The 12,871-nt window shown below is 65.4% G+C and carries 13 protein-coding genes; 2 read left to right on the plus strand and 11 right to left on the minus strand.

Annotation, left to right across the window (positions count from 1 at the left end; genetic code table 11):
* The 8 genes from JYG34_RS09905 to JYG34_RS09940 all read right to left on the minus strand — a co-directional run bounded on the left by JYG34_RS09905 (position 1) and on the right by JYG34_RS09940 (position 6,821).
* Positions 1-753, minus strand: coding sequence for a GntR family transcriptional regulator (locus tag JYG34_RS09905; protein WP_213660514.1), 753 nt, complete (start codon positions 751-753; stop codon positions 1-3).
* Between the two features lie 92 nt (positions 754-845).
* Entirely contained in the window at positions 846-1,235 is a 390-nt protein-coding gene (locus JYG34_RS09910; protein ID WP_213660515.1) for a carboxymuconolactone decarboxylase family protein, read from the minus strand.
* A 99-nt stretch (positions 1,236-1,334) separates the two neighbouring features.
* A complete protein-coding gene (locus JYG34_RS09915; RefSeq protein ID WP_213660516.1) occupies positions 1,335-1,820 on the minus strand; it encodes a flavin reductase family protein in 486 nt (161 codons plus the stop codon).
* A 12-nt stretch (positions 1,821-1,832) separates the two neighbouring features.
* A complete protein-coding gene (locus JYG34_RS09920) occupies positions 1,833-3,314 on the minus strand; it encodes an aldehyde dehydrogenase (RefSeq protein ID WP_213660517.1) in 1,482 nt (493 codons plus the stop codon).
* Positions 3,311-4,144: an alpha/beta fold hydrolase gene (locus tag JYG34_RS09925; protein WP_213660518.1), complete on the minus strand. Its 834-nt coding sequence runs from the start codon at positions 4,142-4,144 to the stop codon at positions 3,311-3,313. Before JYG34_RS09925 ends, JYG34_RS09920 begins: the two co-directional genes overlap by 4 nt.
* A 67-nt stretch (positions 4,145-4,211) precedes the next feature.
* Positions 4,212-4,808, minus strand: coding sequence for an amino acid synthesis family protein (locus JYG34_RS09930; RefSeq protein WP_011533270.1), 597 nt, complete (start codon positions 4,806-4,808; stop codon positions 4,212-4,214).
* A 335-nt stretch (positions 4,809-5,143) separates the two neighbouring features.
* The gene (locus tag JYG34_RS09935) at positions 5,144-6,184 is read right to left on the minus strand and encodes an LLM class flavin-dependent oxidoreductase (protein ID WP_213660519.1); all 1,041 of its coding nucleotides are present in this window, start codon (positions 6,182-6,184) and stop codon (positions 5,144-5,146) included.
* A gap of 151 nt (positions 6,185-6,335) precedes the next feature.
* A complete protein-coding gene (locus JYG34_RS09940) occupies positions 6,336-6,821 on the minus strand; it encodes a flavin reductase family protein (RefSeq protein WP_213660520.1) in 486 nt (161 codons plus the stop codon).
* A 316-nt stretch (positions 6,822-7,137) separates the two neighbouring features.
* Here JYG34_RS09940 and JYG34_RS09945 point away from each other — a divergent pair, with 316 nt between their 5' ends.
* The gene (locus tag JYG34_RS09945; protein WP_213660521.1) at positions 7,138-8,541 is read left to right on the plus strand and encodes a purine-cytosine permease family protein; all 1,404 of its coding nucleotides are present in this window, start codon (positions 7,138-7,140) and stop codon (positions 8,539-8,541) included.
* Between the two features lie 75 nt (positions 8,542-8,616).
* On the opposite strand, the gene JYG34_RS09950 is transcribed toward JYG34_RS09945, so the two are convergent.
* Both JYG34_RS09950 and JYG34_RS09955 read right to left on the minus strand, forming a co-directional pair.
* Complete coding sequence (locus tag JYG34_RS09950) at positions 8,617-10,242, minus strand: methyl-accepting chemotaxis protein (protein ID WP_213660522.1); 1,626 nt, start codon at positions 10,240-10,242, stop codon at positions 8,617-8,619.
* Between the two features lie 218 nt (positions 10,243-10,460).
* Positions 10,461-11,663: an NAD(P)/FAD-dependent oxidoreductase gene (locus JYG34_RS09955; protein ID WP_213660523.1), complete on the minus strand. Its 1,203-nt coding sequence runs from the start codon at positions 11,661-11,663 to the stop codon at positions 10,461-10,463.
* Between the two features lie 269 nt (positions 11,664-11,932).
* Here JYG34_RS09955 and JYG34_RS09960 point away from each other — a divergent pair, with 269 nt between their 5' ends.
* Positions 11,933-12,469 carry an RrF2 family transcriptional regulator gene (locus JYG34_RS09960; protein WP_213660524.1) on the plus strand — a complete coding sequence of 179 codons (537 nt, stop codon included), beginning with the start codon at positions 11,933-11,935 and terminating at the stop codon, positions 12,467-12,469.
* Positions 12,470-12,569: 100 nt separating this feature from the next.
* Here the strand turns inward: JYG34_RS09960 and JYG34_RS09965 are convergent, their stop codons facing one another.
* Positions 12,570-12,788: a DUF2970 domain-containing protein gene (locus JYG34_RS09965; protein WP_213660525.1), complete on the minus strand. Its 219-nt coding sequence runs from the start codon at positions 12,786-12,788 to the stop codon at positions 12,570-12,572.
* Positions 12,789-12,871 lie beyond the last annotated feature (83 nt).

Genomic DNA, 12,871 nt, shown 5'->3' on the forward strand with positions numbered 1-12,871 from the left:
TCAGCGGCCTATGCGGGGGTCCTTGAGGGGCAGGGGCTCGACGATTTCGCGGACCTTGGCGTTGTCGTCCTGTTTCTGGCGCAGGTAGTCCAGGGCCACCTTGGCGGCGGCGCGCACGTGGTCGACCGAGGCCTGGTGGGCGGCTTGCGGGTCGCCGCTCTTGATCGCCTCGACGATCTGCTCCATCTCCCGGTTGCTGGCGCCGCGGCGGTTCTCCTGGGACACCGAAGTGGCGCGCAGGTAGCTGATGCGCGCCTGCAACTGGCGCAGTTGCTGGGCGGCGACCTGGTTGCCGGAGCCTTCGAGCAGCACGTCGTAGAAACCCTGCACCGAGTCCAGCACCTGGGCCAGTTCGCCGTCTTCCAGCGCCTCGCGGTTGACCGCCAGGGCACGCTCCAGGGCGCGGATGTCCTTTGATTTGGCGTTGAGGGTGAACAGCTGGACGATCAAGCCTTCGAGCACACAGCGCAGCTCGTAGATGTCGCGGGCGTCTTCCAGGGTGATGATGGCCACACGCGGGCCCTTGGCGTCGGCGAACTCGACCAGGCCTTCGGACTCCAGGTGGCGCAGGGCCTCGCGCACGGAGGTGCGGCTGACACCCAGGCGCTCGCAGAGGTCGCGCTCGACCAGGCGATCGCCGGGCAGCAGGTGGAAGTTCATGATCGCGCCGCGCAGCTTGTCGAGCACGATTTCACGCAGGGTGACGGGGTTGCGGTTGACCTTGAAGCTGTCGTCGAGGGGCTGGCGTTTCATCAGGTGCGCTCTGTATGAGGCTGTTGCGCCAGGTTCGCGCAGCACCACGAACCGTGGGGGCTGCTCCTTGCCGTGGTTCGCACAGCCCGCGGTTAACGGGGTTGCTCTGCGTCGGCTGCGGCGAACGCTTCGCGGGCCAGGCGGAAACTGTCCACCGCCGCGGGCACGCCGCAATAGATGCCGACCTGGAGCAGGATCTCGCGAATCTGTTCGCGACTCAGGCCATTGCGCAGGGCGCCGCGGATATGCAGCTTGAGCTCATGGGGCCGGTTGAGCGCGGAAATCATCGCCAAGTTTATCATGCTGCGCTCTTTGAGCGACAAACCATCACGGCCCCAGACATGACCCCAGCAGTACTCGGTGACCAGGTCTTGAAGGGGCTTGGTGAAGTCGTCGGCGTTCTGGATCGAACGATTGACGTATTCCTCGCCCAGCACCTGGGTGCGGATCTGCAGGCCCTTCTCGTACTTTTCGTTGCTCATTACCGTGCTCCGAATGAAAAAAGGGGCCGCAACCGAGGGTGAGAGGGTGGGCGCGGCCCCTGAAAACAGGGTCATCAGTGTTGGCTTCTTCGCGGTCTTTCAGCCCAAGGGCGGCAGGGCACCCAGCTTGCCCTTGTGGTACACCATCGGCGTCACTGGCTGCTCGGGCAGCACCAGGTTCTTCACCTGGCCGACGATGATCGCGTGGTCGCCGCCGTCGTACTCGCGCCACAACTCGCACTCGATGATCGCCGTGGCCTTGTTCAACAGTGGGTTGCCCAGCGCGCTCAGGTGCCAGTCGATGCCCTTGGCCTTGTCCTTGCCTTTGCCGGCGAAGGCATAGGCCTCGGCGGTCTGCTCGGCCGACAGCAAATGGATGGCGAACTGCTTGCTGTCACGCAGCACCGGGTAGGTGTCGGAGGCGTAGTTGGGGCAGAACAGCACCAGCGCCGGCTCGATCGACAACGCGCTGAACGCGCTGGCGGTGATGCCGACGATGCCGCCGTCGGCGTCCAGGGTGGTGACCACGGTGACACCGGACGGGAACGAGCCCATCACGTCTTTGTAGATGCCAGGTTCGATCATTTTGCGGTCCTCCTAGCGCATCACGAAGGGGTCGGGCATGGGCGCGGTGGACAGGTTGATCCACACCGTCTTCAGCTCGGTATAGGCCAGCACCGAATCGATGCCGCTCTCGCGGCCGTAGCCGCTGTTCTTGAAGCCGCCGATGGGGGCCATGGCCGACACGGCGCGGTAGGTGTTGACCCAGATGATCCCCGAGCGCACGTCGCGGGCCAGGCGGTGGGCACGGCCCAGGTCGCGGGTCCAGATGCCGGCGGCCAGGCCGAACTGCGAGTCGTTGGCCATGGCCAGGGCCTGTTCCTCGGTCTTGAAGCGGATCACCGCGGCGACCGGGCCGAACACCTCTTCCTGCATGATGGTCATGGCGTTGCTGTCGCACTCGAACAGGGTCGGCTCGTAGAACCAGCCGTCGCCCTCTACTTCGGCGCGCTTGCCGCCCATGCGCAGCCGGGCGCCTTCGGCCTGGGCCGCGGCGACCAGGCCTTCGACCACGGCCAGTTGCTGGGCGGTGGCCATCGGGCCCATCTCGCTGGCGTCGTCCTGCGGGTTGCCGATGCGGATGCGCTGGGCGCGGGCGATCAGGCGCTCGACGAATTCATCGAAGATTTCGTCCTGCACCAGCAGGCGCGAACCGGCCACGCAGCTCTGCCCGGAGGCGGCGTAGATGCCGGCCACCGCGCCGTTGACGGCGCTGTCCAGGTCGGCGTCGGCGAAGATGATGTTGGGCGACTTGCCGCCCAGCTCCAGCGACAGCTTGGCGAAGTTCTCGGCGCTGCTGCGCACCACATGGCGGGCGGTGGCCGCGCCGCCGGTGAAGGCGATCTTGCGCACCAGCGGGTGGCGGGTCAGCGCCGCGCCGGTGCTCGGGCCGTAGCCGGTGACCACGTTGACCACGCCGGCCGGGAAGCCGGCTTCCAGCGCCAGGCGGGCCAGTTCGAGGATGGTCGCCGAGGCGTGCTCGGAGGGCTTGAGCACGATGGTGTTGCCGGCGGCCAGGGCCGGGGCGAGCTTGATCGCGGTGAGGTACAGCGGGCTGTTCCACGGGATGATCCCGGCCACCACGCCGATCGGTTCGTGCACGGTGTAGGCGAACAGGTCGGGCTTGTCCAGCGGCAGGGTGCCGCCTTCGAGCTTGTCGGCCAGGCCCGCGGTGTAGTGGAAGAACTCCGGCAGGTAGCCGACCTGGCCGCGGGTCTCGCGGATCAGCTTGCCGTTGTCGCGGCTTTCCAGCTGGGCCAGGTGTTCCTTGTTCTCGGCGATCAGGTCACCGAGGCGGCGCAGCAGCTTGCCGCGGGCGGTGGCGCTGAGGCCGCGCCAGGCCTTGCTGTCGAAGGCGCGCTGGGCGGCCTGCACGGCCAGTTCAACGTCTTTTTCATCGGCGTCGGGCAATTGCGCCCAGGCCTTGGCGGTGGCCGGGTCGAGGCTGTCGAAGGTCTTGCCGCTGTGGGCATCGCGCCATTGGCCGTCGATGCACATCTGGAAACGAACGAGGGTCATGCAACTATCCCCTTGGCGGATTCGGTGAGGGTGCGGGCCTGCCTGAGGAAGTCCAGCAGCATCTTGTTGACTTCGCGCGGTGCTTCCACCGGCATCATATGCCGTTGCTCGGCGAGCACCACGCAGTGGGCGCCGGGTATGCGCGCGGCGAGCTGGCGGGCCATGGCCGGGGTGGAGCCGGCGTCGAGCTCGCCGGTGGCGATCAGCGTCGGCACCTGGATGCTGCCAAGGGCTTCGGCGCGGTACATGTCCTGGGTGGCGAACAGCGCGTAGGTGGTGTGGTAGCCCTGCGGGTCGTTGCTGGCCAGCACCTGGCGAATGGCCGCGACCTGGGCCGGGTTGGCGGCCTTGTACTCGCGGCTGAACCAGCGATCCAGCGCGGCGTCGACGTTGGCGTCCGGGCCCAGAGCCTGCGCCTGGGCGGCGCGGGCGATGACCCCGGCGCTTTGTTCAGGGGTACGGTTGAACACGCTGTTGAGCACCACCAGCGCGGCAAGGCGTTGCGGGTGGTTGAGGGCGAAGGCGCGGGCGACCAGGCCACCCATGCTGAAGCCGATCACGGTCGCCTGTTGAATCTGCAGATGGTCGAGCAGTTCGGCGAGCTGGTCGGCGTAGCCTTCCAGCGCGGTGTCGGCGGCGGGCACGCGGCTGTGGCCGTGGCCGAGCATGTCGTAGGCGATGACGCGGTAGTCGTTGGCCAGGCCCACGAACTGCCCGCCCCACATTTCCTTGTTCAGGCCCACGCCGTGGATCAGCACCACGGGATGGCCCTGGCCGAGGGCCAGGTAGCTGGTCCCGGCCGGTGTACGTTCAGCGACAGGCTGAATCATCGAGGGCGCTCCTTGAAGGTCGGGCGCGGCGGGGAGTTCGCCACGCCCAGGCCCGTCTTGGTTGTTGTTATCGAGCGTTGGCCTTTTCCGCCGCCAGTTCTTCCAGGTCGATGTAGCGGTTGCCGATGCGCGGGTGCAGGCGGCCGCCGTCGGCGGCGCCCAGCACCACGACGATCTCGTCGGCGCGCGGGGCGTCCTCGATCTGCATTTCCAGGGTGATGTAGTGCGAGCGCAGGCCTTCGTCGTCCTTCTGCATCATCGGGATCTGGATCGAGGTGCCGGGGCCGCCGCGCTTGTTGGTGAAGCTCAGGTAGCTCTTGGCCTGCACGGCTTCGCGGTAGTGGTTGCCGAAGCGCAGGGTGTGGATCACCGCCGAGGCGTGCTCGATCTCGCCGTCGGCGCCGACCACGGCGGCCTTGCCGTAGGCCTCGATCTTGTCGGCGCCACCGATGGCGGCGGTCAGGCGCTCGACCATCAGCGCGCCGAGGTCGGAGCAGTTGGCGCGGATTTCAGGCTTGAGGTCCTCGACGAAACCGCGGCCGGCCCAGGGGTTCTTGATCACCACGGCCAGGCCGACCATGGTCACCGGCGTGTCGGTGGCCTTGCCGCCTTCGATGCGGGTCTCTTCGGAGTAGGTGACGATCTTGCGGATTTCGAAACTCATGGAGGGCTCCTGGGTAGGGTGATCAGGTCTTGTTGTCTGATGGTATACCATAATATTTGATGTGCAAGAGGGGGTAGGAAAAATCTCTGGGAAGGGGATGAAAGGTGGCGGATGGCCCGGGTTTTGTGGTGTTTGGGAGATCGAGCGCCGCTGTGCGGCGCATCGCGGATGAATCCGCTCCTACAAAGGCAGGTGGGGGTACGTCGTGCAAACAGGGCGAACAACCGTGGCCTGTCAGGCATGGCCACGTTGCAATATCCGCGATGCGCCGCGCGGGTGGCGCCCGATCTGATAGGCGCCATAGGGGGCCCGGCGAGCCCCTCTGCCAAGGGAATTCAGGCGAACGCCGGCACCACTTCCTTGATGAACAACTCCAGCGACTTCTTCTTCTCGCTATGGGGCAGGCTGTTGTCGCACCAGAAGCTGAACTCATCGACCCCCAGTTCCTGGTAGTAGCGGATGCGCGCGATGATCTCCTCGGGCGTGCCGATCATGGTGTTCTTGCGGATGTTCTCCAGCTGGAAAGCCGGCACCTCGGCGAACTTCGACTCCGGGCTAGGTTCGAGGAAACCATTGACCGGGACGGTCTTGTTGCCGAACCAGGCATCGAAGGTGCGGTAGAAGCGCGAAATGGCCTGGGCGCCGACCTTCCAGCCGTCCGGCTCGGCGGGGCTGTGCACATGGGTGTGGCGCAGCACCATCAGTTGCGGGCGTGGCACATCGGGGTTGTTGTCCAGGGCGGCCTGGAACTTGTTCTTCAGGTCCAGCACTTCCTCGTCGCCCTTCATCAAGGGGGTGACCATGACGTTGCAGCCGTTGGCCACGGCGAAGTTGTGCGAGTCGGGGTCGCGGGCGGCGATCCACATCGGCGGCGCGGTGTTGAACGGCTTCGGCACGCTGGTGGAGGTGGGGAACTTGTACACCTCGCCGTCGTGGGCGCAGTCGCCCTGCCACAGCTTGCGCACCACCGGCACCATCTCGCGCAGGGCCTTGCCGCCGTCGGTGGCCGGCATGCCGCCGGCCATGCGGTCGAACTCGAACTGGTAGGCGCCACGGGCCAGGCCCACTTCCATGCGGCCGTTGCTGATCACGTCGAGCAGGGCGCATTCGCCGGCCACGCGCAGCGGGTTCCAGAACGGCGCGATGAGGGTGCCGGCGCCCAGGCGGATCTTCTCGGTGCGTGCGGCGAGGTAGGCCAAGAGCGGCATCGGGCTTGGCGAGATGGTGTATTCCATGGCGTGGTGCTCGCCGATCCACACGGTGCTGAAACCGCCGTCCTCGGCCATCAGGGTCAGTTCGGTCAGGTCTTCGAACAGCTGGCGGTGGCTGACCTGTTCATCCCAACGTTCCATGTGCACGAACAGCGAAAATTTCATGGGGCTTTCCTCGGAGCTTGTTGTTGTCGCCTGCCGGGCAGGCTTTTCTGTAGGAGCCGGCTTGCCGGCGAAGCGGGCGACGCGGTGGATGGCACCGGCATCGCCGGTGTTCGCGGGTAAACCCGCTCCTACACGGTCCCCTGCTGAATGTTCAGGCGAAGGCCGGCAGGCTGGCCATCTTGCCGCGGCAGTAGACCATCGGGCGGGGCGCCTCTTGCGGGACGATCAGGTTGTGTACCTTGCCCACCATGATCGCGTGGTCGCCGCCTTCGTATTCACGCCACAGTTCGCATTCGATGACGGCGGTGGCGCCGGCCAGGATCGGGTTGCCCAGTTCGCTCAAGGTCCAGTCGATACCCGCCGCCTTGTCCTTGCCCTTTTTGGCGAACGCATAGGCTTCGGCCTGCTGCTCACCGGAGAGCAGGTGAATGGCGAAGCGTTTGTTCCTGATCAGCACAGGGTAGGAGTCGGAACTGTAGTTGGGGCAGAACAGCACCAGCGGTGGTTCCATCGACAAGGACGAAAAGGCGCTGGCGGTGAGGCCGACGATTGAACCGTCGTCGTCCAGGGTGGTGATGACCGTGACGCCGGACGGGAAGGAACCCAGGACGTGCTTGTAGACGGTTGCGTCGATCATGGTGTGATCCTCGAGGGGCTGCGGTGGTCCGCGGTTTTTATCGTTGATGTGTCTGATGGTATACCGTAATACCTGCTTTGCAAGCGGAATTTTCCAGCCCGCGCAGAACGCGATGAACGGCACAGCCCCCCGGATTCATTGGCGTGGCCGCTGAAAACAGTGCGCGGAGCAAGGATGCAGAGCGGATCAGCTGTGCCGAAAAACCCCGGTGCAGTGTTGTCAAAAGATTGGAATACCATAATATGGTGCGCAGCTGAGAGGCCGCCCCGAGCGGTTTCCTTACAACGATAAAAACGACCTTTCGAGCTGAAATCCTATGTCCCAACCGTCGTCGCAACACGCGTTTGTCGAAAACCACACGGTCGATTACGTGCCACCTGCCGAGCGCCACGGGAAGGCGCGCGACCTGTTCACCCTCTGGTTCAGCACCAACATCGCGCCACTGCCCATCGTCACCGGCGCCATGGTGATTCAGGTGTTCCACCTGAACCTGTTGTGGGGCCTGGTCGCTATCGTGCTGGGGCATCTGGCCGGTGGCGTGGTGATCGCCCTGGCCTCGGCGCAGGGGCCGCAACTGGGCATTCCGCAGATGGTGCAGAGCCGTGGCCAGTTCGGCCGTTACGGCGCGCTGCTGATCGTGTTCTTCACCGCGCTGATCTATGTCGGCTTCTTCATTTCCAACATCGTCCTGGCCGGCAAGACCATCCACGGCATCACCCCGAGCGTGCCGATGCCGGGCGCGATCGTGATCGGTGCGTTGAGCGCGACGGCCATCGGTGTGATCGGCTACCGCTTCATCCATATCCTCAACCGCATCGGCACCTGGGTGATGGGTTCGGCACTGCTGGCCGGCTTCGTCATGATGTTCGTCCAGGACCTGCCGGCCGACTTCTTCAGCCGTGGCGCCTTCAACCTGTCGGGCTTCATTGCCACCGTGTCGCTGGGCACCATCTGGCAGATCAGCTTCTCGCCGTACACCTCCGACTATTCGCGCTACCTGCCGCGTGAAGTGGGCATCGCCAGGCCGTTCTGGGCCACCTACTTCGGTGCCACGCTCGGTACCATCCTGTGCTTCAGTTTCGGCGCGGTGGCGGTGCTGTGCGTACCCGCAGGCACCGACGCGATGGATGCGGTCAAGCAGGCCACGGGTTGGCTGGGGCCGATCCTGATGGTGCTGTTTTTGCTCAACATCATCAGCCACAACGCTCTCAACCTGTATGGCGCGGTGCTGTCGATCGTCACTGCGATCCAGACCTTCGCGGCGCAGTGGACGCCGAGCATCAAGGTGCGGGTGGTGCTGGCCTCGATGATCCTGGCGGGTTGCGGGCTGGTGGCGCTGAATGCGTCGGCGGGCTTCATCGGCCAGTTCATCGGGCTGATATTGGCACTGCTGCTGGTGCTGGTGCCGTGGGCGTCGATCAACCTGGTCGACTTCTACGTGATCAAGAAGGGCCAGTACGACATCGCGTCGATCTTCCGTGCTGACGGCGGGATCTATGGCCGCTTCAACCACCACGCGATCATCGCCTATGCCTGCGGGATCCTGGTGCAGCTGCCGTTTGCCAATACGTCGCTGTATGTGGGGCCGTATTCGAACATCGTCGAAGGGGCGGACCTGTCGTGGTTGTTCGGGTTGATCGTGACGGTGCCGCTGTATTACTGCCTGGCGACGCGCAGCCAGCCGGTGAAGGCGGGGCGGGTGATCGAGGTGAATGACTGACAGGGCGGTTCGCCGGCAAGCCGGCTCCTGCAGCGATCCCCTGCAGGAGCCGGCTTGCTGGCGAACGGGCTGCGCTCAGACCTTGAACTGCGCCACCATCCCGTTCAATTCCACCGCCAGTCGCGACAGGTCCTGCGCCGCCGCGCTGGTCTGGTTGGCCCCCGCCGAGGTCTGCATCGCCAGGTCGCGGATGTTCACCAGGTTGCGGTCCACCTCCCGCGCCACCTGCGCCTGCTGCTCGGAGGCGCTGGCGATCACCAGGTTGCGCTGGTTGATCGCGGCGATGGCTTCGGCAATTACCTCAAGCGCCTGCCCGGCAGACTGCGCCACCTCCAGCGTGCCACTGGCCCGGCCCTGGCTGCTGTGCATGGCACTCACCGCACGCTCGGTGCCGGTCTGGATACCACCGATCATCTGTTCGATCTCCGCGGTGGATTGTTGAGTGCGGTGGGCCAGGGCGCGTACTTCGTCGGCGACCACGGCGAAACCACGCCCGGCCTCGCCGGCACGGGCGGCTTCGATGGCGGCGTTGAGGGCCAGCAGGTTGGTCTGCCCGGCGATCGAGCCGATCACATCGAGCACCTGGCTGATTTCGTTGGCGCGGGTGGCCAGCTGTTCGATCTCCTGCGAGGTGCCGGTCACGTCCGCGACCAGCAGTTGGATCGAGCTCAGGGCCTGGTTGACCCGGTCGCGGCCGTCGCGGGTGTTCTGGTCGGCGCCTTTCGAGGCGTCGGCCGTGCTCACTGCGTTGTTCGCCACTTCTTCCACGGCGGCGGTCATCTGGTTGACCGCCGTGGCGGCCTGGTCGATCTCGGCGCTTTGCTGGTGCAGGCCGCGGCTGGTGTCTTCGGTAACGGAGTGCAGTTCTTCCGAGGCCGAGGCGAGTTGGTCGGAGGAGGCGGCGATCTTGCGCAGGGTTTCGCGCAGGCTCTGTTGCATCTGGCCCAGGGCGCGTAGCAGCAGGGCAGGTTCGTCGCGGCCGGTCACCACGATGTCGCGGGTCAGGTCGCCGACGGCGACGCGCTCGGCCACCGCCACGGCGTCGGCCAGCGGCAGCACGATGCTGCGGGTGAGCAGGGTGGAGATGGCCACCAGCGCCAGCAGGATCACCACCAGGGCACCGACCAGCAACCTGAAGGCTTCGTCGGAGGCCTCGCTGCTACGCAACGAGGCCTGCTCGGCGCCCTGGGTGTTGTATTCGATCAGTGCGCCCAGGGCTTTCATCATGCTGTCGGCGTACTCGGCCAGCGGGCCGTTGACCAGGCGTCGGGCCTCGTCCATCTGGTCGTGGCCGGCCGCCTCGCGGATGGCTTTCTGCAGGCCGTGGTAGCGCTCGCTCAGGCTCATGAAGGTGGTGAACAGGGCCCGGTCGTCCTGGGCGATGATGGTGCTTTCGTAGGCCTTGAGATCGCCTTCGAGCTGCTGGTTGACCTCGACGATGCGGGCCAGGGTGGCGTGGCGGGTGGCGGGGTCGTCCTCGAGCACACTGCGCAGGGTGAGGGCGCGGGCACGGCCCAGGTTGGTGCTGACATCGCCCAGGGCGATGACCGCGGGCATCCAGGTGACGCGGATCTCGTCGGTGGCGCTGTCCATCTTGCGGGTTTCATAGAGGGCGATCAGGCCCATGGCCAGGACCAGGATCCCGAGGAGGGTGAACACAGTGGCTGCCCGAATGCCGATCTTCATGTTCCTTAATTGCATGCAACGCTCCTTGACGATGGCTGGCAGGCGTCAAGAGCGCGGGTTTACCGGGCTCGGTGGTTCAGGCTCTCGATGCACTGCGTGGGGGTGTGATTTCCTCATTTTTCGTATTGTTTTTCTTCGATAGTGCCATAACGCCACTATTATTGACCAGTCATTCAATGTAATAACGAAAATTGAAAGGCCCGTCACTTGTGAGACGGGCCTGTCTTTTTGCGTCACGCCACGATTGGGATCATCGGGTCGGCGGCCGCCAGGGCTTGCGCGCGATCGGCGGCGGGCGGGTAGATCCACACCGAGTTGATCTGGCGCTTGAGGTGCTTGCCTTCCTGGCCCTCGAGCACCAGTTCGCGTTCCCAGCCTTCGCTGTAGGCCGCCCCCCAGTCGCCCAGGTCGAGGCAGGTGACGTACTTGGGCTGGCGGTAGGCCACCGGCGCCAGGCCCAGCAGGTCGGCCATGGCGTTGTTGCCCGAGTGGCGGCCCATGGGGATGGCGTGCTGGCAGGTCATCAGGGCGTGGTTGCCCAGTTCGTCGACCTTGGCCCAGGCCGTGTCGCCGGTGGCGTAGATGTGCGCCTGGCCGACCACTTTCAGGTGGTCGTCGACCCGCAGGCGGCCGAAGCCATCGCGCTCACCGTCGATTTGCGCGGTCAGCGGGCTGGCCTTGACGCCCACGGTCCAGATCACCGTCTTGCTGGCGATGTATTCGCCGTTGTCGAGGGTCACGCCACCGGCGTCGACCGCCACCACCGAGGTATTGGTCAGCCACTGCACGCCAGCCTGCTCGCTGGCGGCGACGATGGACGGGGTGATGCCGGCGCCCAGGGCCGCGCCGATGCTCTGGCCACGGTCGACCAGGATCACCCGGGCATTGCCTTCACCGAGGATGGCACGCAGCCGGGCAGGCATTTCGGTGGCGGTCTCGATGCCGGTGAAACCACCGCCGCACACCACCACGGTGTTGCGCGCCGGAGAGGCCGGTTGCGCGGCCAGGGCCACCAGGTGCTGCTCCAGGCGCACGGCCGATTCCATCTGGTCGACATCGAAGGTGTGCTCGGCCAGGCCCGGCACGGCAGGGCGGGCGACCTGGCTGCCGGCGGCGAGGATCAGGCGGTCGTAACCGAGCTGCTGGCGCTGGCCGTTGCCGTCGAGGTAGCCGACCTGGCGTGCGGCGCTGTCGATGTGCTCGGCGTTGCCCTGGATGAACGCGACACCGACCGCGTCGAGCAGTTCGCCCACCGGGGCCTTGAGCGTGTGCGCGTCGGCCTCGTAGAAGCGCGGGCGGATACGCAGTTCCGGTTGCGGGGCGAGCACGCTGATGCGCACGTCGCCACGTTGGGCCTGGTCGAGCAGACGGGCGGCGCTCAGGGCGCTCCAGACACCGGCAAAGCCGGCACCGATGATCAGGATATGGGAAGTCATGTGGGTGCTCCGCAAGGGTGGGAAAGGGGATTCGGTCAGGGTTTGGCTATCTGGCGAATAACTACGACTCTATTGATCGTAGTTTTGTGGGGCAAGTGTTTTTTTCGTTCGCGCGTGCCGATGGCATCGCAGGAACCTGCCGTAAGCGGCGTGAATAAAGGCTTTCAGACGCTTCAGTTTTTTTTGGCGAACGGCGGACGGCGCGGGATGGTTTTGCGTGGAATTGTTGGAAGGCGTACTATTTGCGACAAATTAAGTCGGAGATTGACATGTCGCTTTACAGTGCCGGCGTCGAGTACGGCATCCATTGCCTGCTGTTCCTGGTGGACGAGCGTGGGGATAGCCGCGAGGCCAGCGTGCGCGACCTGGCCGAGCTGCAGGGGGTGCCTCAGGAATACCTGGCCAAGGTGTTCACCAAGCTGGCCCGGGCCGGGCTGGTGGTGGCCACCGAGGGCGTGCGCGGCGGGTTCCGCCTGGCGCGGCCGTCGGACGAGATCACCGTGCTGGATATCGTCACGGCCATCGATGGGGCGAAGAAGATCTTCGACTGCCGGGAGATCCGCGAGCGTTGCGCGGTGTTCGAGGGCTCGGCGCCGGGGTGGGCCACCGAGGGCACCTGCGCGATCCATGCGGTGATGCTGGGGGCGCAGAAGCGCATGGAGGAAGCGCTGGCGCAGCAGACCATTCTCGACCTGGCGCGACGGTTCGGGCGCAAGGCGCCGGCTGAGTTCGGGCAGAAGGTCAATGACTGGATGAGCGAGCGGCGGGACGGGAAGGGCGGTGATATTCCGCTGGTGGAGGTTTGATCTGCTGGTGATTTGCAGTGGCCTCAAGACCGAGCGCCGCGCGGGCGGCGCTCGATCTCAAGCACGCTGCAAGGCCATCGCCAAGCCCCTGGCCGCCCAATCACCGCGCGGTCAAATGCATCGCCAACTGCACCAACCCAATCAACACGAAAATGAACACCAGGGTGAACACCGTCCCCATCACGATGAAATGACTGGCCTTGCCATAGGTGAAATCCCGCGCCCGGTTCTTGCCGCTCTGCACGCCAAACGCCGCCGCCAGCACACTTTGCAGCATCTGCCAGAACCCGGGCGCCTTGCCGGAATCATGATCGTCCATGAGTAGCTCCTCAAGTCAGAAGCAATCACGACCAGTGTAGGAGATCGATCGGCAGGCTGCCCGCAGCGCCCACTCATCCGGCC

It is taken from the genome of Pseudomonas entomophila, from assembly GCF_018417595.1.
GTDB classification, from domain to species: Bacteria; Pseudomonadota; Gammaproteobacteria; order Pseudomonadales; family Pseudomonadaceae; genus Aquipseudomonas; species Aquipseudomonas entomophila_C.